Origin of the sequence: Endozoicomonas sp. OPT23 (genome assembly GCF_009653635.1) — a bacterium.
Lineage (GTDB): Bacteria > Pseudomonadota > Gammaproteobacteria > Pseudomonadales > Endozoicomonadaceae > Endozoicomonas_A.
Window position 1 is genome coordinate 37,050 of record NZ_PPFD01000010.1, and the last position, 23,414, is coordinate 60,463.

Consider the following 23,414-nt stretch of genomic DNA (forward strand, 5'->3'; position numbering starts at 1 on the left):
TGCCCTTCAACAGCAGGTACTCATTTACTTTCACCGAACAAGCGTGAAATTTTAAACCCAGCCTATAAAGGGGACACCAATGGCCCGTACAGTACAATGCGTGAAACTGAAAAAAGAAGCCGAAGGTCTGGCTGTGCCACCACTTCCCGGCCCGAAAGGTCAGTGGGTTTATGACAATGTTTCCCAGGAAGCCTGGTCAGAATGGCAGGCTCACCAGACTCGTCTGATCAACGAAAAGCATCTGAACCTGCTTGACCCTGATACCCGCAAATACCTGACCGGGCAGATGGATAAATACTTTGCCGGTGAAGAATTTGACAAGGCTGAAGGCCACGTCGAGTAACGGGTACTTTTGCGAAAGTTCAGGGAGTTCTTCTATGAACTCCCTATCCTGCATATAATCAGTGCTCACACTCTGACAACTGACATTGAATGAACATCATAGATATCGCTATCTCCAACAACAAAAAGAAGCAGATTCTCTCTGCTATCACCGATCACTCTGTAATTTTTCAAGAGGAAAACGGTGATATTGTTGTAGATACCAAAGCCTACCAGGCCTTCAAGGAAGAGAAGGGCAAGGCCCCGATCGAAGAGATCCTTGAAATCGATAGTCTGGAAGAACAGGCTGACTACGTCGTCTTCCAATAAGCCGATCTTTCGTTAAGGTAGACTGAATTTCGGTCAAGACCGGTTAATCCGCTTTCTGTTCAGTACTATAGAACTGAATTTTAAGCATAAAAGGGGTTAACCTGACTTGACTCCTACTGTCGAAATACGTTTAATACGCCTCGCACCACGTTCTTGTGCAAGAACATGTGAAGTGCCTGGATAGCTCAGTTGGTAGAGCAGCGGATTGAAAATCCGCGTGTCGATGGTTCGATTCCGTCTCTAGGCACCATTCTTTCTCTAAAGAACTTCACACAAGTGCATTGCCTGGATAGCTCAGTTGGTAGAGCAGCGGATTGAAAATCCGCGTGTCGATGGTTCGATTCCGTCTCTAGGCACCATATATAGAAAGCCTCGAAGCAGAAATGCTCCGGGGCTTTTTTTGTATCTGCATTATTCCTAAGCAGCTTTTTGAACAGTTCCCCTGCGCTATTCATCCTTTATCTATAATAAGTTCAAACCGTTAGATGAGTTTGCACATGGACAGTGGCTCTCGGATTCCTCCTGCTAATACAGGAAACAACACAGGCAATAATTCAGACGCCTCATTGGAGTCAGTGCCTGATGCTGAAGCAGGCAGTAACAGCAAAATCTACATCACAGAGCTCGACTCTTTTCTGAACAGTAGCCTGACTGACAGTAGTAGCAGTAGCGACTCTGGTGTTGGTAGTTCAATCGGCTCCCGCACTGCTTTCAAACTATCCACAGCTTTCCCTCCTCTCCCTTTTGATATTGATTCACTGGCAACAGGCAAGATGGTTGGCTCGGGCAGTTACTCATCTGTGTATAAGTTAACGTCTGACGGTAAAGCAACGAATCTGGTCTTCAAAACATTACTGGAGCCGGAAGAAAGTATGGATCACTTACCGAAATACTGGGAAGTCCCCGATGGCGGGGAAGTTCAAAATCATCAGTCGATAGGAGTCTCCACAGAACAACATATACCCAGTGATGACGAACAGGCTGATGACTGGCTGCCTGAGTCACTGTCTCCTTCTTCAACAGGCTCTGCTAATAGTGGAACAAGTGATTTCCAGCAGGCTCCCTCTTGTAGCCCCCTTCATTCAAAAGAGTTTGCTGCTTTACAACAAGCAGGAAATCATCCGAACATTGTTCAGTGTTATGGCGAGTTGATTCTGGATGATTCTATTGGTCTGGTGTTCGAACAGGTAAGTGGCCCCTCGTTAGATGAACTGATAAACGCATTAGCTCTTACCTTTAATAACCAACCTCTGGATGCCGGTGACGCAGAAGAAAAAAGGAAGTTAACCTCTATAAAAGAGTACTGGGGCTGTATTCAAAAGCTTGCTCACCAGACCTGCAGTGTTTTAAGCCATATTCACCAACAGAATTTGGTGCATTGTGACCTGAAGCCAGACAACCTCCTCATTTCTCAACGACAGCTACCAGACAGTACTGATGTCGAACCCGATTACAGCTTAAAGCTGATCGACTTTGGGCTTGCATCTACAACAGGTGAGCATGCAGCTGTTGGTCATGAACTTTATGCCGACCCGGTAGCAGTACTGAAAAAAATGCAAGGCCTGGATACGGAGATCTCTCCCGTTATTGATAGTTATGCTCTGGGAGTAATACTCAGTGATGCATTTCACACCTACCATCCAAGTGTCATGAGAAAGAGAAAAGGAGCCAGGTTTGATAAGTACATCAAGTCTTTCACCGATGCAGGAGGGCATTTCAAAGGCCAGCCTCTACCAAGAACTCCCAAAAATGCACCACCCCTGATTACACAGAACCGACTGGACTTATCCCACCATGAGATGGAACCAGATGCAGAAGCCAGACAGGCAATAAACTATTTTGGTCAGTTGGTTAATGAACTTACAACCAGTCATAGAGAGCAACGTCTGACTGCTTCCGAAGCTCTTAAACACCCTTTTTTCCAGACGGTTCTGATCAATCAGGAAGATTTCAATAAGATTATTGCCGACATACCGGAGCGAAAGCAGCATTCCCTGAAAAAAATAAAAGCGACTTTTAAGCGTGATTACCCCAACTTTCCCATGACCTGAATTGATACCAATTTGGTTCTTATTTCCAAGCTGATATCATCCCGCCGTTTATTCACTGAGTAGTTATCTATGAACCGTCGTAAGAAAGGCAATCAGATTCTGAAGTCCAAGGCTAAAAGAGCTAAAGCGAAACTTGCCCCAAACAAAGACAAGCCCAGATACATCAGTAAAGCTGACCGTGCCAAGCTGGAAGCAGATGACAGCCAAACCTCTGAAACTCCTGAGGAATAAAACTCGATTTCAGAGATTCATATACAAGCTCATCTATGATTTCTCAGAATTATTTTTCTTCTGGCTTACTGGCTGAGGAAAAAGTTCCAATAGTAAATCAAGAATCCAGCAGTGAAGAGGGTCATGGCTTGAGCGTGAATGCCAGGCAGCAATCACCTCAAATCCCGGTGGCATCTCACTCAGTTTCAGTGGTGTCAGACGTTCATCAGGTAACAGCCGGGATGGCAGAAAAGCGATCATATCCGTCGCTTTCACACAGTCTGCGGCAGCAGAGAAGAAAGGTACGGACATAACAACATTGCGCTTCACACCTCGCTCTTCAAACCAGTTGTCATGGGAGCCTCTCAGGTTAGCTCTGGAAGGAGATACTACCAACTGAGGCAAAGCAGCAACCTGCGTCACTGAAAATATTTGTTCAGACAACTGTGATCTTTTTCCTGTGACACAGACATGGTGTTCCTGAAACAAAACCTGATACGGGTAATGAGAAGGAATAAACGTCGGAAAAGTAAGCGCTAAATCTATTTCCCCTGAAGACATGAACTGATCAAGGTCATCCCTTTCAAAATTTCGCACAATGATTTTCAGATCAGGTGCTTTTTCTCTTATCCGACTCAGTAATTCTGGTAATACCACGCTCTGGGCGTAATCCGTTGCACATACGGTATAGACACCATTGAAAGTGGCAGGGTGAAATTCTGGTTGCTCCAGTAAGGATTCAAGACCTGTAAAAACCTGTTCCAGTTTACTTGCCAGTTGTTCCGCTTTTGCTGTGGGCACCATTCCATGGCCACTTCTGATAAAAAGCCGATCTGCAAAAACATCTCTCAATTTCCGCAAATGACCACTTACCGCTTGTTGCGTCAGCCCCATCTGGCTAGCTACCCGAGAGAGGTTTCGCTCCTGCAGCAATGCACGAAAAACACGCAACTGCTTGAGATCAAGCCGGTCAAGACTGCTCACACTGATATCACTTACAAGGAATAGTTGTTTCTGATTTTATGGCGCAGTTCTTATCATCGCCATATAAACTTTTCAGTACCACTGAGCTTTTGACTGTAGGAAAAACAGCTTTGCTAAACATCCCTACCAGCAACTATTAATGCTCGGTGAACCGCTTACCACACAGTGTACGACCAAGAAGCAATATAAAAGTACACAGAATTTTTTAATACAGAATTTAGCCATTAATATGTCCGAAGTATTTTCAACAGAAACCTCTCTTTTCGATGCTGTACAACTTGGCCAGTATTCCCTGAAAAACAGAATATTCCTGCCGCCACTGACTCGCTCCAGAAGTACTCAGCCAGGGAATATTGCCAATGATCTGATGGCTGATTATTACCGTCAGAGGACTGGTGCCGGCTTTATGGTAACCGAAGGCACTCAGATTGAACCTCGCGGACAAGGCTATGCCTGGACACCTGGCATTCACTCTCAGGAACAGATCGAAGGCTGGAAACAAGTCACTCAGGCTGTGCACGACAAAGGCAATATTATTTTTGCTCAGCTCTGGCATGTTGGCCGTATTTCTCACTCGTCTCTACAGCCAGATGGTGGTGCACCGGTTGCACCATCAGCCATTAGAGCGCCCGCATCAGTGAAATCATTTATTGAAATTGCTCCGGGACAGGGTGATCTGGCTGATCCAACTGAGCCAAGAGCTCTCTCGACAGAAGAAGTAAAAGAACTCGTTGGCTTTTATGCTCAGGCTGCCAGAAATGCCATGGAAGCAGGTTTCGACGGAGTCGAACTCCACTGTGCCAATGGCTACCTGGTAAATCAGTTTATCTCCGAACACACCAACCAGCGTACTGACGAATACGGCGGCAGTCTGGAAAACCGTCTTCGCTTCCTGAAAGAAATTGTTGCAGCTGTATCCGGAGTCGTTGGAGAAGATAAGGTTGGCGTACGTTTTGCGCCTTTATTCGAGAGCACAGACGAACTGCGTGTTTATTTGGGACTGGTTGAAAGCAACCCTTACGAAACCTACATCGAAGCTATCAAGTTGCTGAACAATGCCGGTATTGCTTACCTCTCTCTGGCCGAAGCCGACTGGGATAATGCTCCGGATTTACCACAGGATTTTTATCAGGGTGCTCGTGAACACTTTAGCGGTCGTATTCTCTATGCTGGAAGATACACCCCGGAAAAAGCCGAAAAAGTTCTGAAAGCAGGTCATGGCGACATGTTTGGATTCGGTCGTCCGTTTATTGCTAACCCGGATTTGCCTGAGCGTATCAAGCACAACCACCCACTGAATGATGTGGATCCTGCAACTATGTACGGTGGCACTGACAAGGGTTACACCGATTACCCAACCTACCAGTAACAGCTTCAGGCCCTTACCAAATATTGGTCAGGGCCTGTATCCATCAACTGCCTGGAATCAGAAAGCCAGACTCTCGATAAGGTTCACATCAAGACCGGAAACAATAGCCTAGCCTCCAAACCACCTTCTGTATGATTCACCAGCACCAGATCCCCCCCATGGGTTCTGGCAAGGTGCCGTGCAGTCATTAACCCTAATCCACTCCCATCAGGGTTGCTCTTCTTACCATGCCCTAAGCGAACGTAAGGCTTGAACACTTCCTTCTCCATACCTGCAGGCAGACCTGGTCCTTCATCAAGAATGGAGATAACCCAGAAATCACCTTCTTGCCGTAGCTTAATGCTTGCCTTGTTCCCATAACGAATTGCGTTATCAATCACATTCTCAAGGCACCTTCTGGTAGCTAATGGCTTGGCGACTATTTCTGGCTGAGAATTAGAACTATATGCTGCATTCAATGAAACCAGCTCATTACCTTCCGGATAGCTTCCTACAATATCTTTCAGAACTGTATCCAGACGAATACGGGTGGAGTTTTCATGCACTTCAGTATCCCGCACTGTCTGCAGAGCGCTTTTCACCATAAGGTCGAGGTAATCGAGATCCTGCTCCATGGCTTCCCGTTCATCATCGTCGTCCATCATGGCAACCCTGAGCCGAAGCCGGGTTAAAGGTGTTTTCAGATCATGAGAAATACCGCTGAACAGTGCCTTTCTGTCGTTCATGTATTGACGAACATTGTCCTGCATCTGGTTAAAGGCATGGATTGCTTCTATCACTTCCATACTGCCCTTTTCCGGCAGAGGTACTGGTTTCAGGTCTCGCCCAAAAGCTGCAGCCGCTTTTGCCAGATTTGAGAATGGCTTGATGATTTCCCTGACTCTATGAACCGTCAAATACAGCAAAAGAATCAACAAAATAGCACCAAAAACCCTTAATCTCTGGCTTTCTCTAGCAACTTCCCCCAACAGAAGTGAGCTGGGAACCGTTGTTGCTATATACAGCCACTCTTTTTCACTGATAGGAATCTGCAGTACCAGTATTGGCAGGTTGTAAGGCTGTATCAGCTGAGTATGAGTGTCCCAGTAATTAGGCAAATCTCTCAGCAGGGTTTTGTTATTAAAGACATGGAGTGTTTCAGGGTCAGCAAACTGGATATTCAGCTCTCTGGCAACCGTGGAATCTTTTTGCAGGACGTTGGAGAAGCTTTCAATGACCAGTTTTCTGGCATCATTCTCCGGCAGAGGATTTATTTCAATGTACTCTCTGTTCAAAGTAACAAAATAACTGCCTCCTCTCATTTCCCTCAGCTGGTCGAGCACGATATGGCGGTATTTCGCTGGCAGGGAGTTGAAATAATCCACTGTTGCCGAGACTCGAAGCGCCATATTGGTCGCTACTTCTCTCAGCGCCATGGAAGATTCTGCTCGCCACTCCGCCTGCCAGATTCCCCAGACAATCAGCTGTGCCAGCAGTACACTGCCGGCCACCAGCCCGAGAGTTCGGGTCATAAAAGATTGAGCGTATTTTGTAGCTACACGACGGTAGAAGTCAGACAGCATTACTGAAATCTACTTCTGTCGCCATCACATAACCCTTGCCCCGAACTGTTTTGATAACCACCGGATGTCGTGCATCATCGCCTAACTGATGACGCAGACGACTGATCTGCACATCAATAAAACGATCCATTGGCTGCACTTCACGGCTGCGGGTCAATCGAGCAATATCTTCCCTGCTGACCACCTGACCAGCACGCCCTACCAGCAACATCAGCAGGTTGAAGTCAGCACCTGACAGATTCTCTACCTGTTCTTCAGGTCGGTGAAGGTTTCTCGTAAGCGTGTCCAGACAATAACCATTGAAATGGCAATAACGCTGACTCTGGCTTTCGCTGGCGGGCGCTTCCTGAGTTTCAACCCGTCGCATAATGGCCTTGATTCGAGCCAGCAGTTCTCTGGGGTTAAACGGCTTGGCAAGGTAGTCATCCGCCCCCATTTCCAGACCGATGATTCGATCTATCTCATCGGAAACGGCTGTCAGCATAATGACCGGAATCTTTGATACTTCCCTGAGCTTGCGCACCACTTCATAACCATCGATGCCAGGCATCATGATATCCAGAACCACCAGCTGATAACCTTGCTGTTTGGGGAACGCCTCCAGAAAACTCTCACCATCAGCAAAGCCGATAACTTCAAAGCCGTTTTTTCGCAGGTAGCCGGACAACAGATCACGAATAGAGTCGTCATCGTCCACTACAAAGATCTTGCCCTTTTCAGACATCAAGTACTTCCAGTCATTGGTTGTTCGGGCGGAATATACAATATTTTAAACGTTAAACTATGCTCATCTGGTGTTATTTCGATATAGATCAATTATTCACCCAATGCACTCAGTCTCAGAATTAATCACAGAATCAATCAGAGGTAATGTAACAAAGTCTCGCACAGAGCAGGTGTCAGACAACTGACTTTCAGCTACTTCAACTCTTATGTCCTCAATCCATTGCCCTGGACGTCTATTCAGGAGAAAGAGGTATTTAAACTGCATAAAATTAGCTTCAAAAACACCCAATAGACTTTGTTACATTTTGATGGAATAGCTTACCCCTTCGGATGTTAACCACTGATAAGATTTCGTCACATTTGATTATTCATGGATTTATAGCTTCTTTTCAGGAGCTTCAGCAAAATGAAAGCCTCAACCAAACTTCTTTTAACAGTACCTTTTCTGCTCATGCCCTGGCTAAAGTCCAGCGCATCGGAGCTGGAAGTGCTGCACTGGTGGACTTCCCCCGGTGAGAAGCAGGCATTGGCTGAACTGCAGACCCGGATGGATAACAAAGGTTATCAGTGGGAAGACTTCGCCATTATCGGCGGTGGTGGCAGTGAAGCCATTAACGTCCTCAAGTCCCGAATTATCTCCGGCAACCCCCCTGCAGCAGCACAAATCAAAGGCACGACTATCCAGAAATGGAGCAACCTGAATCTGATTGCTGATGTCGATCAGATAGCCAAAAGTAACCAATGGGATGCTTTACTGCCCGAGTCGCTCAAGAGCAGCCTGAAGTTCGATAACAAATACGTTGCGGCCCCTCTGAATATTCATCGAATCAACTGGATGTGGGTAAACCCGAAACCGTTTGCCGCTATCAACAAGCCTGTTCCAGCAACCTGGCAGCAGCTCATTGACGCTGCTTCTCTTTTGCAGAAGAAAGGCTACCAGCCATTGGCTCTGGGCAATGAAGACTGGCAGTACAGCATGCTGTTTGAAAATGTTCTGCTTGCTACACAGGGCGCCGACTATTATCGGAAAGCTCTGGTAGAACTGAACGACGATGCACTTTCAAGCAAAAAGATGGTTGATGTATTCGAACTGCTGTCAGAAATTCGCGCATTTTTACCGCCAAACTCTGCTGACCGCAAATGGGATTCCGCTACCCGCCAGCTTATTGATGGCACTGCTGCCATCCAGTTTTCCGGAGACTGGGTCAAAGGCGAAATAAGTTACTACGGCAAGCAACCAGGTACAGACATCCTGTGTTTGCCAGCCCCTCAGACAGTCAATGCTTTCATTTACACCGTGGACACCATGGTGATGTTCCCCTCTACGGATTCAAAACAAGTCAAAGCCCAAAATGAATTTGCCAAAACCATGATGGAAGCTGAATTCCAGACAGCCTTTAACCAGAAAAAAGGCTCGATCCCCATCAGGCAGGACATTTCATCCGCACTGTTCGACCAATGCGCACAGGCCAGTATGGCCGCATTCAAAAAAAGCGATCAACAAGCCACCTTGGTGCCCAGCATGGTGCACTCAATGGCTGTGGATGAAAGGGTGCAACGCAGTTTTTTCGAAGTACTGGATTACTTCTTCAAACATCCAACTGTCAGTGCCGAACAGGCAGCGAAACAGCTGGCTACCGCTATAAAAGCGAGCCACTAGACAGTACTGAAATATCCGACTGATGACGTCCGACCAGCGACTCAGTCGATTTAAATAAAGCGTTTAACGACTTGTATTACTGACCTTTTTTCTGGGGGAACTACCACATGAATCTCTTTGGATTGCTACAAAAAATAGGCCGGGCGCTTATGCTCCCTGTGGCCATCCTGCCGGTGGCAGGTATTCTGCTGGGCATAGGTGCAGCAGACTTCAGCTGGATGCCAACACTGTTAAGCCAGACCATGGCTCAAGCCGGTGGTGCAGTCTTTGGCAACCTGCCACTGCTGTTCGCTGTTGGTACCGTTCTTGGCCTGACTGATAACGACGGTGTGTCCACTCTCGCGGCCATCGTTGGTTACGTTGTAATGCTCGGCACTATGGGCGTTATGGCAGGCCAGCTGGGCGTTGAAACCAAGTCCATCATGGGCATCACTTCCATCGACACCGGCGTGTTCGGCGGTATCCTGGCCGGTATTCTGGCTTCCGTGATGTTCAATCGTTACTACAAGATCAAGCTTCCTGAATACCTGGGTTTCTTCGCTGGCAAACGCTTTGTTCCTATCGTAACAGCGTTCGGTGCCATCGTTCTGGGTATTATTCTGGCCTTCATCTGGCCTCCAATTGGTAGCGCTATCGACTCTTTCGGTGACTACGCTGCTCACGGTAACCCGGTTTCCATGGGCTTCGTATACGGTCTGGTTGAACGTATGCTGATTCCATTTGGTATCCACCACGTTTGGAACGTACCTTTCCAGATGGAAATGGGCGAGTTCGTTACTGCAACTGGTGATATCGTGAATGGCGACATTCCACGTTTCTTCGCTGGTGACCCGACTGCCGGGTTCCTGGCTGGCGGCTTCCTGTTCAAGATGTTCGGTCTGCCTGCTGCAGCCATCGCCATGTGGCACAGTGCCAAGCCTGAAAACAAGAAGCGCGTTGCCGGTATCATGATTTCCGCAGCCCTGACTTCCATGTTGACCGGTATCACCGAGCCTATCGAATTCTCCTTCCTGTTCGTTGCTCCGGTTCTGTATGCCGTACACGCTGTACTGGCTGGTCTGGCGTTCATGATCACCAACCTGCTGGAAATCAAAATGGGAGCTTCTTTCTCCCACGGTCTGATCGACTTCACCCTGTTCTCCAGCATCGGTACCAAGTCCTTCTGGCTGATTCCTCTGGGTCTGGTTTACGCCGCTGTTTACTACATTGTATTCCGCTTCGCTATCAGCAAGTTCAATCTGAAAACACCAGGTCGTGAAGACGAAACCGAAATGAATGTTGCTGTTGAAACCTCTTCCGGTCTGGCCAGCGATCTGATCGTTGCCTTCGGTGGTGCTGGCAACATCAAGAACCTGGATGCCTGTATCACTCGTCTGCGTGTCACTGTTAACAAGCCTGAGCTGGTTAATCAGGACCGCATCAAGTCTCTGGGCGCTGCCGGCGTACTGGTGATGGGTCAGAACATGCAGGCCATCTTTGGTCCTAAATCTGACAACATCAAGACAGACATGCAGGAGTTGATCAACTCCGGAGCAGCAGCTACAGCCGTTCCAGCCTGATCGTATGAGTAACAGTGAGAGCTGCTGATGCGGCTCTCATTTAATTTTTTAAAGAGTGCTTTCACTGCCACTGACCAGACGACAGTTTCAGTGAAAACATTTTTCAGGAGTTAGTGAATAGTCCTATGAAATTTATTGCCCCTCTAAGCGGTGTTGTTTTCCCAATCACCGATGTGCCTGACCCGGTTTTCGGCCAGAAGATGCTGGGTGACGGCATTGCGATTGATCCGGTCAATACTGTACTGACTGCTCCGTTTTCTGCCGAAGTCACTCAGCTTCATGATTCTCACCATGCTCTGACGCTGCGTCACGAAACCGGCCTCGAACTGCTGATTCACATCGGTCTCGATACCGTGATGCTGAAAGGCGAAGGCTTCAAACCACTGGTCAAAGAAGGCGACAAAGTCACTGCAGGTCAGAAACTGATTGAATTTGATGCTGATTATATCGCTCAAAACGCCATCAGCCTGCTCACTATGATGGTGATCACCAGCCAGCATGAAGATCTGATCATCAAACCTGAGAGTGGCGCAGTAGAAGCCGCCAAAAGTACCATTCTGAATGTCAGCTTTAAGGGTGACGATACCGTCAGTAATGACAGCATTGAAGAAGTTCAAAATACTGGCATCACTGTTTCTGAAGATATCACCATTCCTAACCCGGTTGGCCTTCACGCCCGCCCTGCAGCGGTTCTGGCCAGTGTTGCCCGCAGCTACACCAGCACAGTAACGCTTTCCCTGAATGGTAAATCTTCAAAAGCCACCAGCATTACCGGCCTGCTTGGGCTGAACACAAAGCTGGGCAGTATCGTAACTGTTACCGTTCAAGGTGATGATGCAGAGAAAGCTCTGGCTGGTGTACTTGAAGCCATCAAAAATGGCCTCGGTGAAGACGTTTCTGCTGTCACTGCAGAAAAAGGGTCTGCTACTCAGCAAGCCTCTGCAGAAGAAGCGCCGCTGATAGGCCAGCACAATACTGACCCAATGGTTCTGACCGGCGTTAAAGCCGCAGGTGGTCTGGCGATTGGTGAAGTCTTTAAAGTAGACAACAGTCGTCCTGATATTCCTGAACAGGGCAAAGGCGATAGTGTTGAAGTAGACAGTCTGAACAAGGCTCTGACTTCTGCCCGCACTGAACTGGAAACCCTGAAGTCTGACCTGACCACTAAAGGTCATGACAGCCAGGTAGAAATCTTTGAAGCACATCTTGGTCTGCTCTCAGATCCGGAAGTAACCGATAAAACCATGGAAATGATTGTCCGTGGCAAGAGCGCATCTTTCGCCTGGCACAGCAGCATTGCAGAACAGTCTGCAGCGCTGAAAGGGTTGGATAACCCGCTGCTGGCAGGCCGTGCCATCGACCTGGAAGACGTCGGTAACCGTGTTCTGAAACATCTGCTGGGAATCAGTGATCAGGATCGTAAGCTGCCTGAAAGCTGTATTCTGATCACCGATGATATTACACCCTCCGATATCATCACTCTGGACATGAGCCGTGTAATCGGTGTGGCAACCCGTGAGGGTGGTTCTACTTCTCATGCCGCTATTATTGCCCGCTCTATGGACCTGCCTTACACCGTGGGTCTTGGTGAGCAGGTTGATCGAATCAACACCGGCGAGCGAGTCATTCTGAACGCTAATAAGGCCAGCATTCGCCTGCAGCCTTCCGATGAAATGATTGCCGGTATTCACAACCAGCAGGAAGCAGCCAAAGCCAAAAAAGCTTCTGACTTGACGGTAGCTGATCAACCAGCCACGACGGTTGATGGCCACAATGTTGAAGTAGTTGCCAATATCGGCAGCGCCAAAGACGCCAGAGACTCCATCGAACTGGGTGGTGAAGGTGTTGGCCTGCTGCGTTCCGAATTCCTCTATATGGATCGTGCCACCGAACCTTCTGAAGACGAGCAGACTGACGTTTACAGCGAAATCGTTAAGGTGCTGGGCCCTGATCGTCCGATCATTATTCGTACTCTGGATGTCGGTGGTGACAAGCCTCTCCAGTATCTGCCTCTGCCGGAAGAAGAAAACCCGTTTCTGGGCGAACGTGGTATTCGTGTCGGTATTAATCGTCCATCCATTCTCCGTCGTCAGATTCGTGCCATCCTGAAAGCATCAAAGCATGGTCGTGTACGTATCATGCTGCCTATGATTGCCTGCCTGAATGAATTCCGTGCCGTTAAGAAACTGGTGCAGGAAGAGCAGGAAAACCTCGGTATTGAATCCGTAGAGCTGGGCATCATGATTGAAGTGCCATCGGCTGCTCTGATGGCTCGACAGTTTGCCAGGGAAGTCGACTTTTTCTCCGTGGGTACTAACGACCTGACTCAGTACACGCTGGCCATGGACCGAGGTCACCCTAAAATGGCCTCACGTGCTGATGCCATGAACCCTGCTGTTCTGAACCTGATCGGTCTTGCGGCTGATGCTGCTCACGCTGAAGGTAAGTGGGTCGGTGTTTGTGGCGGTCTCGCCAGTGATACCGATGCAGTCGCTATGCTGCTGGGACTGGGCGTTGATGAACTGTCCGTCAGCGTACTATCCATTCCTGAAGTGAAAGCCAAAGTAAGAGAACTGAACCTTACAGCGTGTAAGGAACTGGCTCAGAAAGCACTGACACTTGATGGTGCGGACGATGTTCGTGTACTGGCTAAAACCTGGGGAGATAAATAATGGGATTCTTCAGCAAACTGTTTGGTAAGAATGAAGCAGAACAGCCCGTTGTAACATCACAAACCAGCGAGCCCCTGCTGCAACCAACAGCGACACCTGTTGTTTTTGATACGGCTAAAGTCATTTCCTTACTAGGTGGTAAGGATAATATTGCCAGTATTAAACCTTGTGCTTATACCCGGGTTAGAGTTGAGCTTAAAGCCCCTGTTGCAGACATCAGCCAATATCTGGCCGGTACCGGTTTTGACTCAGCCATGATGATCAATGGCCAGTTGATACACCTGCTCGCCGGGCTTAACGCCGAAGCAGCCTGTACTGCTCTCGAACAGTCATAATCAGACAACGTAGCAAAGGCCCCCGTCTTTGAAACAGTGAGTCAGACACAGCAGGCTTCATCACCTATATAGTGTCTGACTCACTGTTTCTTTTTATCAAGTTAGTCAGCCACCTTCGTCAGGCTATTTAACGTCCCTCATTCTTCTCGTTCAGACAGGATAAACATGATTCGATTTGCCGTTATTGGAACCAACTGGATCAGTCACTCTTTCTGTCAGGCTGCCCACGACACCGAAAAGTTACAGCTGGTATCGGTCTACTCAAGAACACTGGAATCGGCACACGCTTTTGCCAGTCAATATCAGGTAACTCAGTGCTTTGATGATCTGGAGTTAATGGCAAAGAGTCGTGGTATTGATGCCGTCTATATAGCCAGTCCTAATTCGCTGCATGCATCTCAGGCGAAGTTGTTCATAGAACAGGGCAAGCACGTTATATGCGAAAAGCCTATGGCGTCTAATGTCACAGAACTTGATGAGTTGATCTCACTTGCAAAACAACAGAATGTGGTTCTTTTTGAAGCATTAAAAACCCGCTACCTGCCTAATCTCGAACGCACTAAGGAAGCTTTGCCCTCACTCGGCACGTTAACCAAAGTCTATTTTTCATACTGCCAGTACTCTTCCCGTTATCAACAATATCTGGACGGTAAAAATCCGAACACATTCAACCCAGATTTTTCCAACGGCTCCCTGATAGACATCGGAATCTATCCATTGAGTGCCGCTATTGAGCTTTTTGGTGCACCTTCCAGTTTTTCTGCGAACGGCAAACTATTGGAATCCGGTGTTGATGCCCATGGTTCTCTAATATTGCAATACTCTGATTTTGAGGTGATCGTTACTCACTCAAAAGTCAGTGACGGATTTATTCCCAGCGAAATACAAGGTGAGAATGGCTCCCTGATCATCGACTTTATTTCAGAGTTCAAGGGAGTGAACCTTAAGTTACGCAACCAGCCGGAAGAGAACCTTACGGTTCATCAACCGGAAAATGTGATGCGCTATGAAGCGGATGTTTTTGCTGACCTGATTCGAAGTGGCCAATTCAACCATGAAGATCTGGAAAAAACACGTGAGGTTAGCAGAATCATTACTGAAGCCAGACAGCGTATTGGTGTTATTTATCCTGCAGATCATGTGCACGCATAGCTGAGAACATAATTTATATGTCATTTTCCCGCCGCACGTGGGTGAATGACAATTAGACTCTGGCAACACCTGCATACTTAAACCCTTAAGCTGCGTTTAAGGCAGTATCTGAATCAACTTAAACCGTCAGAAATTCATCATTTTTATATTTTCGATCAACTATTCCAGAGTTTTCTAAACTAGATATAAAGAAATGTCAGGGAGACATATCATGTCTGGAAGCGATCGAATTGGATCTTCAACACCGCCTTCACCTACAACACCACCTTCACCCTCAAGAAAGGACAGTTCTAAAGGCCGAAGACCACAGACCTCCAATGAACCATCCAAAACTCGAAAAACCAATCTTCGAGACCGGATAGCTTCAACCAATAAACCTTCCTCTTTCCTCAAGTCAGAATCATATGACAGCGGATTTAGCAGTGAAGAAGAAACTTCATTTACGGACACAAATACTCCAGAGCAAGAAAAAGTTACAGCCAAGACCAAAACACCTGAGCAAAAAAAGGCTGCAGCGAAGCGTAAAAAACTGTCAGGTTCTCTTCAGCGAAAGCTTGAAGATAACAATGCAAAAGGTTCCTATACTCCATCTGACTGGAAAAGCATTTCATCATCACTTATTGAGATCAAACAACTATCTGACTTGGCTGGACCATCCAGAGACTCTCTTCACGAATCTATCCAGCTGTATACATCTCTCAAGCAAGCCTTAGAAAATGAACAACTGTCTCCTTCAGTAAATCACGCTCAACTTGAAAGCCTAATTCTTTATCTGGTTGATACTGCTGCTGTAATGGCTACTCAACACATGCCAAATGAAACTTATCAGATGGCATCAGCAGGATTATCCAGCAGCCTCGCCACAGACAAAATATCCAGCTGGATGATGTTCAACAAGGAAGCGAAGGAAAGTACAGAATTATTTGATGACTCTTTATCACAGGAGAGTTTCGGCCAGCTCTGTAAAGATATGGCTTTGAGACAAATGGTTTCTCCTAATCAGGAAATTCATCTGCCTCCTCCTCCAGAAGAAGTAACAACAAAAGAGCGACTCGAAACTGAAAGCAAACTTAATAAAGAGCTGGATGAAATGCGCAGTAAATTTGCCACTCAAGGAAAAATAAGTTTTCCCACACAGAGTAGAAGCGACATTCTCAGAACACCTATAAGCCTTGTTAATGGGGAAAAGCAAACCTACGACACAAAGCCTGCTTTAATCAGTATGAATACGCTGAGTGACATGGGGAAAGTATCTTCAGAGCAGAGAAATATGATTGCGAATGCTCAGGAAGGAAAAGTCACAGGCTTTCTTCAAGGTTTGGAGCCAGAACAACAAATGCAGATTATTGCCAGACTCAGCCAGATCGAGCAACTGGATATGTCTATAGGCCTCACCAATAGCCTTCAACAGACTATACCCGAATGGGGCTTTCCCTCTCCTGCTAACCAAAGTAAGAGAGTCACTGTCACTCGCAATGGTGATACTGTAACCGTCACTCACTCTCTGGAAGCAACGCTGACTTTTATGTCGCCATTAGATGGTGCTGTAAGCGCAGTGCAGTTCAATGATGGTCCACCAGCGAAACTTTCCAGAACCATCATTTTTGAGCCTGGTCAAACCCCTCAAATAGGTCCTCTATCAATGAGTCTGACATTAACAGAGGGAGAGCTTCATTAAACAGACCTGGCACACCAGACAATACGCCCCAATACCGGGTTATCTTCCTGTTCTTTCAGGTTAATGGTCCAGGATGGATAGTCCGGATTATCGCTGTTTACGCTCAGTTTATGATTACTCTGCTTCAGTCGTTTCGCCATCAAACCATCGTCAGTCTTCAGCAGGTAAGCTGCTTCGGAATTAGCCTCTCTGGCTGACATATCCACCAGCACCTGATCACCATCCTGAAACGTAGGCAGCATGCTGTCACCACTGATGGTCACAAAGGCCAGATCCTCACCGGAAACACCGAGCTGACGGGATAGAAAGACTTTATCAAAGGTGAAGTAACCGGAAATATCTTCCGAGCTGACAGAAGCACCAGTACCGGCACTGGCCTGCACATCAAACATAGGCGCATAGACCACTTCACGGCCCGGAGCCGAACCGGCAACCTGCCCGCCTTCACTCTGCTCACCGGTCAGCAGCCAGTTCAGGTCTACCTTATAACCGTCGTACAGTGATTCCAGATACGTCATGGATGGTCGACTAATGCCACGACAGATTTTATAAATATGGGAAGCAGATTTACCCGTCAGTTCGGCAAACTGCTTTTTGTTTCCCTGGGCCAGCTGATCCACAACCAGCTGGAATCGACGAGCAAAAGCGTTAGACATATTTCTTCGAAAAGTTCAGCGTTAAAAGCCAGCCAGTATACATGCAGGGCTTATTGACCGGCCATGAATATGTCTCTGAAACCTGCAGAAACCTCGGCAAGCTTGCCTGTTTCATAATCAAACATCAGCATGGCTGTTTTCGCTTCAGCCACCAGCCTTCCTGTAGCTTTATCAGACACTCTATAGACAAAATCACAGCCGTATTTCTGAAAGTCGCTTGTCGCTATCTTAATTTTCAGAGTTTCACCGTATTTCGCTTCACTTTTGTAGACGACAGCAAGATCTGCATTGATCAGCCCTCGCCCCGTTGTTTCCTGATAATTAATTGAATGGAAATACCGGGTTCTGGCCTCATTCAGGATTCCAACCAAATCATGGTTGCCTAAATGCTTTGCCAGATTAATCTGGGTAATCTGGATTTCAACATCAGTCTCAAAGGAAAAACTTTCAGGAAGTATGATTTCAACTCTAGCCATACGCTTCAATGCCTTTTTATTATTGTTTATTGGCAGTTACTCTAACCAATCAGTCTCAGGAAACCATCATCAAGTTACATGGTTTTTGGTGATTTCCTGAATGAGCTCGCTGATTGTATCAATAGCGTCTGTTATTTCATCCGTGCATGGGTAGGAAGCATTCAGCCGGATATAGTGATTATATTGCTGCTCAGTACTGAACATGTTTCCTGGTGCAAGGCTGATACCTTTGGCAATTGCCTGAAAATAGAGTTTGGTGGCATCCACATTTTTTGGTAACTCCAGCCATAGAAAGTAGCTACCTGCTGTGTAGTTCACCTTAACAGTGTCAGGCAATCGTGCTCTGAGTTGTTGATACATGACCTCTTTCCGCTCAATCAGCTTTTTTCTCAGGCCTTTAAGGTGGCGCTCATATTTTACGGATTGAATAAAGTCTGCAATCACCAGCTGCATAGGCGCGCTAGTTGAAAGCGTCGACATTAGCTGAAGTTTTTGCAGATCTACGGCGTATTTGCCTGCCGCTACCCAGCCAACTCGATAACCCGCTATAAGGCTTTTGGAGAATGAGCTGCAATGCAACACTCGCCCATCTTCATCAAAGTATTTAACCGGCACGCCATCACTGTTGCTTTCGTAAAGCTCCTGATACACATCGTCTTCTATCAAGCAGGTATCGTATTGCTGAACCAGACGATAGAGCCGCTCCTTGTTTTCTCGCGACATACTGCAGCCAAGCGGATTCTGATAGCGACTCATAATCCAGCAAGCTTTCACCGGATAGTTTTTCAGCACCTCTTCAAGGGCATCCAGGTCGATACCTGTCTGAGGGTCAGTAGCAACTGCAATGGCTTTCAGTTTTAACCTCTCTATGGCCTGAAGCGCCCCATAAAAAGCAGGTGACTCTACAACAACATAATCCCCCTCCTTGGTCAGAAGCTCCAGAGAAAGGTTCAGTGATTCCATTGCCCCTGAGGTCACCAATATTTCATCAGGGGAGACTGACAGCCCTACTTTGGCGTATCGCTGTGATATTGCTTTTCGAAGACCCAGATTGCCGGGTGGCAGGTTATCCGCAGCAAAGGTTGTTGGTAGTTTTTGAGCAGCCTTCGCCAATGAACGCGCCATATCCTGTTGTGGAAAAAGAGTGGGGTCGGGAAAACCTGAACCAAAGGGAATAATTGACGGTTGTTTTGCTGACTGCAGCACTGAAAAAACAAAGTCGTTTATGTCGGTGCTGTCTGACAGATACATACGATCATGGTGTTGTGGATAGGTCAGAGTTTCGTGCCCTGGCGCAACGAAGTAGCCTGACTTCTCTCTTGCTGTAATCACACCCTGACTTTCCAGCAACTGATAGGCATTCATAACAGTCATCAGGCTGAGGCCGTAGTCACTGCATGTCTGCCTCAACGAAGGCAGCTTATCGCCGCCCTGCCAGACGCCCTGCTCGATTCGGGCTTTCAGATCATGAGCAAGCTGCTCGTATTTGGACATCTGTTATATATCAACTTATCGGGTCTGTGGCTGTCGAGGGAGACTATGACATGATCAAATCCGCATCAAGCTTTGGGACCCGATTCATAAGTGTGCGGACACACTTCATCAAATATTTAGAGGCTGTTTGCTCGCCATCAGCGAGTCCAACTTTTGAATTTGTATGTTTGGGTTCTTACAAAGCTTTTTGTACACACCGGGAGACAGGTTATGAGTAGTTATAAAGCTGCTGCACAACGAGCCATCAATTTGATGGACCTGACCACACTGAATGATAGCGATACTGACGACACTATTATTCAACTCTGCCATGACGCTAAAAGTCCGGCTGGAAACACTGCCGCTATCTGCGTTTACCCTAGATTCATCCCTATTGCTCGTAAGACTCTGAAAGAAATCGGTGCCGAGCATATCCGTATTGCCACCGTTACCAACTTTCCACACGGTAACCCTGATATCGACATTGCCATTGCAGAAACCAAAGCTGCTGTTGCCTATGGTGCCGACGAAGTAGATGTCACTTTCCCCTACAAATCATTGATGGCCGGTGATGAAAAAATTGGCTATGAACTGGTCAAAGCCTGTAAAGAAGCCTGTGGCAGTGATGCTGACCTGAAAGTCATTATTGAATCCGGTGTACTAAAGACTCCGGAACTGATTCGCAGAGCCAGCGAAATCTCCATCGATGCCGGTGCTGATTTCATTAAAACATCCACCGGTAAAACACCTGAAAATGCGACACTGGAAGCCGCGGAAGTCATGCTGACCGTCATCAGTGAAAAGGATAAAAGTGTCGCTTTCAAAGCCTCAGGTGGTGTTCGTGATGCTGAAATGGCACACCGCTATTTGACTCTGGCCACCGGTATTATGGGAGAAGACTGGATTACGTCCGAGCAGTTCCGCTTTGGAGCTTCCAGCCTACTGCCAAACCTTTTGAATGAACTGGAACTTGCCTGACGTTTAGCAGGCAACCTAGCTTCACGAAGCAGAGCACCAGGTAGTATTGCCTAAGCTCTGCTTTGCCCTTCCCGCTCATACCTCTCGGCAGATATAATCTGCTTCATGCCTTCTAAACACATTCCTTTTCAGCTGCGCCCCTATCAAAAAGATGCCGTTCGCAGCGTTATCAGCCATTTTCGTCTGTCCGACGATCCTGCTCTTATTGTTCTGCCAACCGGGGCGGGTAAAAGTCTGGTGATCAGCGAGCTTGGTCGTATTGCCAGAGGCCGGGTGCTGGTTCTGGCTCATGTAAAAGAACTGGTAGAACAGAACCACGCCAAATATGAAAGCTACGACCTGAAGGCATCGATTTTCAGTGCGGGTTTAGGCAAGAAAGAAGCTGTTGAACAGGTGGTTTTTGGCAGTGTTCAATCTGTCGTTCGTAATCTTGATTCTTTTGATGATGAAAACTTCACTCTGCTGGTCATCGACGAGTGTCACCGTGTCTCCATGGAGAAGTCGTCCAGTTATCACAAGGTGATCGACTACCTGAAAGAGAGAAACCCCAGACTCAAGGTTCTGGGTCTGACCGCCACACCTTACAGGCTCGGTATGGGCTGGCTGTACCAGCTTCAGAAGAAAGAAGACGGAAAAAGTACACTTCGTACCGAAGATAAGCGCTTTTTCAAGAGCTGCATTTACGAGCTTCCTCTGTCATACATGATCAAAAACGAGTTTCTGACTCCGCCCGCAATGATCAATGCTCCTGTGGTGTTTTACGACTTTGACCAATTAGCTACTGACAGTTTCGGTCGTCACAGTGAAACTGATTTGAACCAGCTGCTAAAAGGCGAAAAGCGAGCCACCAAACAGATCATCAAACAGGTGATCAAGGAGGCAGAGTGCCGAGAAGGAGTCATGGTTTTTGCTTCAACGGTTGAACACGCTGAAGAAATTTTTGGTTATCTGCCCCAAGGCGAAGTGGCTCTGATTATTGGAGACACGGACAATAAAGAGCGGGACCGTCTGATCAATGCCTTTAAGTGCAGAGAGTTGAAATATCTGGTGAATGTTTCTGTGCTGACTACAGGTTTTGATGCGCCTCACGTCGACCTCATTGCCATTCTCCGTCCCACCGAATCTGTCAGCCTTTATCAACAGATTGCCGGTCGAGGTTTAAGACTTTCAGAAGGCAAAGACGATTGCCTGATTATTGATTACGCCGGTAACCGCTATAACCTGTTCAGCCCTGAAGTTGGCGAACCCAAGCCTGACTCCAAAGCAGTTCCTGTTATTGTTCCCTGCCCTGCCTGTGGGCACGACAACAGTTTCTGGGGACTTGTTGATGGTGACGACGACCTGATTGAGCACTACGGACGACGCTGTAAAGGCATCGAAGAATTCGAAGGTGAATGGGTTCAGTGCGACTTCCGTTACCGATTCAAAGAGTGCGACCAGTGTGGTGCTGAAAATGATATTGCGGCCAGAAAGTGCCACCAGTGTCAGAAAGCCATGGTCGACCCTGATAAAAAACTCAGAGATGCTCTTAATCTGAAAGACTGTATGGTGATTCGCTGCTCTGGAATGACTATTTCTCAGGACAGTGACAAGAAAGGCCAGAAACGAATCAAAGTCTCTTACTTTGATGAAGATGGCACCGAATTAAACGAGTTCTTCAAGCTGGATACGTCTGCACAACAAGGCGCTTTCTATCACCACTTCGGCAAACAGGCACTGATTAACCGAGCTGAACCTTTTCGGGCAGACTCGGTTGAAACGGTTATCAACCAGCAGAAGAAATTCCGTAAGCCTGACTTTGTAGTAGCCAAAAAAGAGAAACACTACTGGTGTATTCTCGAGAAGATTTTTGACTATCAAGGTGCTTTTCGAAAAGCAGAAGACGCATTCTAGACAAAATTACAAGAATCGATTAATTCGATCATTATCTTCAAAACTTTGCGATTTTTTTCATCATTTCATTCCGTTAATCTCTTCAACAAGTTTGGAGAGAGTTCTAATGAGCGGCTGGAAAAATACACAACAAGGCTATGGACGCATAACCATAATGGTGCACTGGCTCAGTGCTCTGACCGTGTTCTCACTGTTTGGTGTGGGCCTTTATATGATGTCTTTGTCGTATTATGACCCACTCTATCGAACACTTCCCTGGTGGCATAAGAGCTTTGGCCTGACATTGTTGGCCGTAACTGTCTTTCGCATTATCTGGAAAGCTGCATCCCCTACTCCTGCAGCTTTACCAGAACATGGCAAATGGACAGTTCGGCTGGCAAAACTGGGACACAGCACACTGTACCTGTTACTGATTGCCATTATGCTGACCGGCTATTTGATCAGTACAGCGGATGGCCGTGGTATCCCTTTCTTTGGCTGGTTTGAAGTACCTGCTTTTTTCGATGGTTTCGAAGGACAGGAAGACCTGGCTGGAGAACTGCACTTTTATCTGGCCTGGGGGCTGGTAATTGCTGCGGCAGGGCATGGGTTGGCGGCCATTAAGCACCACCTGATCGATAAAGACAAAACACTAACTCGAATGATAAAGACCGGAGAGTAACCTTGAGCATCATTAAAAAAACACTGGCTGCAGCGGCCCTTTCAGCTTCCGTAATGGCTATGTCAGCCTCCACTATGGCTGCAGACTATGTAATTGACACCAAAGGAGCTCATGCCTTTATCAATTTCAAGGTAAGCCATCTGGGTTACAGCTGGCTGCACGGCAACTTTGAAACCTTCAAAGGTTCTTTCTCTCTGGATGAGAAGAACTTTGAAAACTCAAACATTGAAGTCACCATTCAAACCGCTTCTGTTGACAGTGACCACGCTGAGCGTGACAAGCACCTTCGCGGTGGCGACTTCCTGAATGTTAAGAAGTTTCCTGAAGCCAAATTTGTCAGCACCCGCATCGAAAGCAAGGATGGCCTGAAGGCAAAGATTTACGGTGATTTCACTCTGAAAGGCATCACCAAGGAAATCGTAATCGATGCAACCAAGATCGGTGAAGGCAATGACCCTTGGGGCGGCTACCGTGCTGGTTTTACTGGTACTACCGAACTTCAAATGGCTGATTACAACATGATGGATCTTGGTCCAGCTTCCTCTACTATCTACCTGACTCTGGAAGTGGAAGGGGTACGTAAGTAACTCTTTTTCTGGATAGCCGGGGCTTTCCCGGCTATTTCGACAATATATAGAACTTCATCTCTCCATCACTGTCTATTTTGT

The 23,414-nt window shown here is 47.1% G+C and carries 21 protein-coding genes and 2 tRNA genes; 17 read left to right on the forward strand and 6 right to left on the reverse strand.

From position 1 onward, the window contains the following. Nucleotides 1–79: 79 nt before the first annotated feature. The 6 genes from EOPP23_RS21020 (at nt 80) to EOPP23_RS21045 (ending at nt 2,933) form a co-directional block, all read left to right on the forward strand. Nucleotides 80–343 carry an oxidative damage protection protein gene (locus EOPP23_RS21020; RefSeq protein ID WP_153767961.1) on the forward strand — a complete coding sequence of 88 codons (264 nt, stop codon included), beginning with the start codon at nt 80–82 and terminating at the stop codon, nt 341–343. 89 nt (nt 344–432) lie between these two features. After that, the gene (locus EOPP23_RS21025) at nt 433–651 is read left to right on the forward strand and encodes a hypothetical protein (protein WP_153767962.1); all 219 of its coding nucleotides are present in this window, start codon (nt 433–435) and stop codon (nt 649–651) included. A 174-nt stretch (nt 652–825) separates the two neighbouring features. Then, nucleotides 826–901, forward strand: a tRNA-Phe gene (locus EOPP23_RS21030). Nucleotides 902–934: 33 nt separating this feature from the next. Further along, nucleotides 935–1,010: transfer RNA gene (locus EOPP23_RS21035), tRNA-Phe, on the forward strand. A 138-nt stretch (nt 1,011–1,148) separates the two neighbouring features. Continuing rightward, nucleotides 1,149–2,702 (forward strand): protein kinase, encoded by a 1,554-nt coding sequence (locus EOPP23_RS21040; protein WP_194842705.1) that lies wholly within the window; start codon nt 1,149–1,151, stop codon nt 2,700–2,702. 69 nt (nt 2,703–2,771) lie between these two features. Next, nucleotides 2,772–2,933, forward strand: coding sequence for a DUF2986 domain-containing protein (locus tag EOPP23_RS21045; protein WP_153767964.1), 162 nt, complete (start codon nt 2,772–2,774; stop codon nt 2,931–2,933). A gap of 33 nt (nt 2,934–2,966) precedes the next feature. Here EOPP23_RS21045 and EOPP23_RS21050 read toward each other — a convergent pair whose 3' ends face one another. After that, entirely contained in the window at nt 2,967–3,896 is a 930-nt protein-coding gene (locus tag EOPP23_RS21050) for a LysR family transcriptional regulator (RefSeq protein WP_370514849.1), read from the reverse strand. A gap of 229 nt (nt 3,897–4,125) precedes the next feature. Here EOPP23_RS21050 and EOPP23_RS21055 point away from each other — a divergent pair, with 229 nt between their 5' ends. Next, nucleotides 4,126–5,265: an alkene reductase gene (locus EOPP23_RS21055; protein ID WP_153767965.1), complete on the forward strand. Its 1,140-nt coding sequence runs from the start codon at nt 4,126–4,128 to the stop codon at nt 5,263–5,265. Between the two features lie 83 nt (nt 5,266–5,348). Here EOPP23_RS21055 and EOPP23_RS21060 read toward each other — a convergent pair whose 3' ends face one another. Then, nucleotides 5,349–6,827 (reverse strand): ATP-binding protein, encoded by a 1,479-nt coding sequence (locus tag EOPP23_RS21060; RefSeq protein WP_153767966.1) that lies wholly within the window; start codon nt 6,825–6,827, stop codon nt 5,349–5,351. Beyond that, nucleotides 6,817–7,551, reverse strand: a complete 735-nt coding sequence (locus tag EOPP23_RS21065) for a response regulator (protein ID WP_153767967.1) — start codon at nt 7,549–7,551, stop codon at nt 6,817–6,819. The genes EOPP23_RS21060 and EOPP23_RS21065 overlap by 11 nt, the downstream gene beginning before the upstream one ends. 408 nt (nt 7,552–7,959) lie before the next feature. Here EOPP23_RS21065 and EOPP23_RS21070 point away from each other — a divergent pair, with 408 nt between their 5' ends. The 6 genes from EOPP23_RS21070 to EOPP23_RS21095 all read left to right on the forward strand — a co-directional run bounded on the left by EOPP23_RS21070 (nt 7,960) and on the right by EOPP23_RS21095 (nt 16,609). Then, the gene (locus EOPP23_RS21070) at nt 7,960–9,213 is read left to right on the forward strand and encodes an ABC transporter substrate-binding protein (RefSeq protein ID WP_153767968.1); all 1,254 of its coding nucleotides are present in this window, start codon (nt 7,960–7,962) and stop codon (nt 9,211–9,213) included. A gap of 107 nt (nt 9,214–9,320) precedes the next feature. After that, entirely contained in the window at nt 9,321–10,772 is a 1,452-nt protein-coding gene (ptsG, locus tag EOPP23_RS21075) for a PTS glucose transporter subunit IIBC (protein WP_153767969.1), read from the forward strand. A 125-nt stretch (nt 10,773–10,897) separates the two neighbouring features. After that, complete coding sequence (ptsP, locus tag EOPP23_RS21080; protein WP_153767970.1) at nt 10,898–13,444, forward strand: phosphoenolpyruvate--protein phosphotransferase; 2,547 nt, start codon at nt 10,898–10,900, stop codon at nt 13,442–13,444. After that, a complete protein-coding gene (locus EOPP23_RS21085; RefSeq protein ID WP_153767971.1) occupies nt 13,444–13,779 on the forward strand; it encodes a PTS transporter subunit EIIB in 336 nt (111 codons plus the stop codon). The genes ptsP and EOPP23_RS21085 overlap by 1 nt, the downstream gene beginning before the upstream one ends. A gap of 165 nt (nt 13,780–13,944) precedes the next feature. Next, nucleotides 13,945–14,931, forward strand: coding sequence for a Gfo/Idh/MocA family protein (locus EOPP23_RS21090; RefSeq protein WP_153767972.1), 987 nt, complete (start codon nt 13,945–13,947; stop codon nt 14,929–14,931). Between the two features lie 211 nt (nt 14,932–15,142). Then, nucleotides 15,143–16,609 carry a hypothetical protein gene (locus EOPP23_RS21095; protein ID WP_153767973.1) on the forward strand — a complete coding sequence of 489 codons (1,467 nt, stop codon included), beginning with the start codon at nt 15,143–15,145 and terminating at the stop codon, nt 16,607–16,609. On the opposite strand, the gene EOPP23_RS21100 is transcribed toward EOPP23_RS21095, so the two are convergent. The 3 genes from EOPP23_RS21100 to EOPP23_RS21110 form a co-directional block, all read right to left on the reverse strand. Next, nucleotides 16,606–17,265, reverse strand: a complete 660-nt coding sequence (locus tag EOPP23_RS21100) for an XRE family transcriptional regulator (RefSeq protein WP_153767974.1) — start codon at nt 17,263–17,265, stop codon at nt 16,606–16,608. The two genes, EOPP23_RS21095 and EOPP23_RS21100, sit on opposite strands and share 4 nt — an antisense overlap. A 50-nt stretch (nt 17,266–17,315) precedes the next feature. Next, nucleotides 17,316–17,741, reverse strand: coding sequence for a thioesterase family protein (locus EOPP23_RS21105; RefSeq protein ID WP_153767975.1), 426 nt, complete (start codon nt 17,739–17,741; stop codon nt 17,316–17,318). Between the two features lie 69 nt (nt 17,742–17,810). Next, nucleotides 17,811–19,235, reverse strand: a complete 1,425-nt coding sequence (locus EOPP23_RS21110) for a PLP-dependent aminotransferase family protein (RefSeq protein ID WP_153767976.1) — start codon at nt 19,233–19,235, stop codon at nt 17,811–17,813. A 210-nt stretch (nt 19,236–19,445) separates the two neighbouring features. Here EOPP23_RS21110 and deoC point away from each other — a divergent pair, with 210 nt between their 5' ends. The 4 genes from deoC to EOPP23_RS21130 all read left to right on the forward strand — a co-directional run bounded on the left by deoC (nt 19,446) and on the right by EOPP23_RS21130 (nt 23,333). Continuing rightward, nucleotides 19,446–20,192, forward strand: a complete 747-nt coding sequence (gene deoC / locus EOPP23_RS21115; protein WP_153767977.1) for a deoxyribose-phosphate aldolase — start codon at nt 19,446–19,448, stop codon at nt 20,190–20,192. A 105-nt stretch (nt 20,193–20,297) separates the two neighbouring features. After that, a complete protein-coding gene (locus tag EOPP23_RS21120) occupies nt 20,298–22,085 on the forward strand; it encodes a DEAD/DEAH box helicase (RefSeq protein WP_153767978.1) in 1,788 nt (595 codons plus the stop codon). Between the two features lie 106 nt (nt 22,086–22,191). Then, nucleotides 22,192–22,746 carry a cytochrome b gene (locus EOPP23_RS21125; RefSeq protein WP_153767979.1) on the forward strand — a complete coding sequence of 185 codons (555 nt, stop codon included), beginning with the start codon at nt 22,192–22,194 and terminating at the stop codon, nt 22,744–22,746. 8 nt (nt 22,747–22,754) lie between these two features. Continuing rightward, complete coding sequence (locus EOPP23_RS21130; protein ID WP_370514851.1) at nt 22,755–23,333, forward strand: YceI family protein; 579 nt, start codon at nt 22,755–22,757, stop codon at nt 23,331–23,333. The last annotated feature ends 81 nt before the right edge of the window (nt 23,334–23,414 follow it).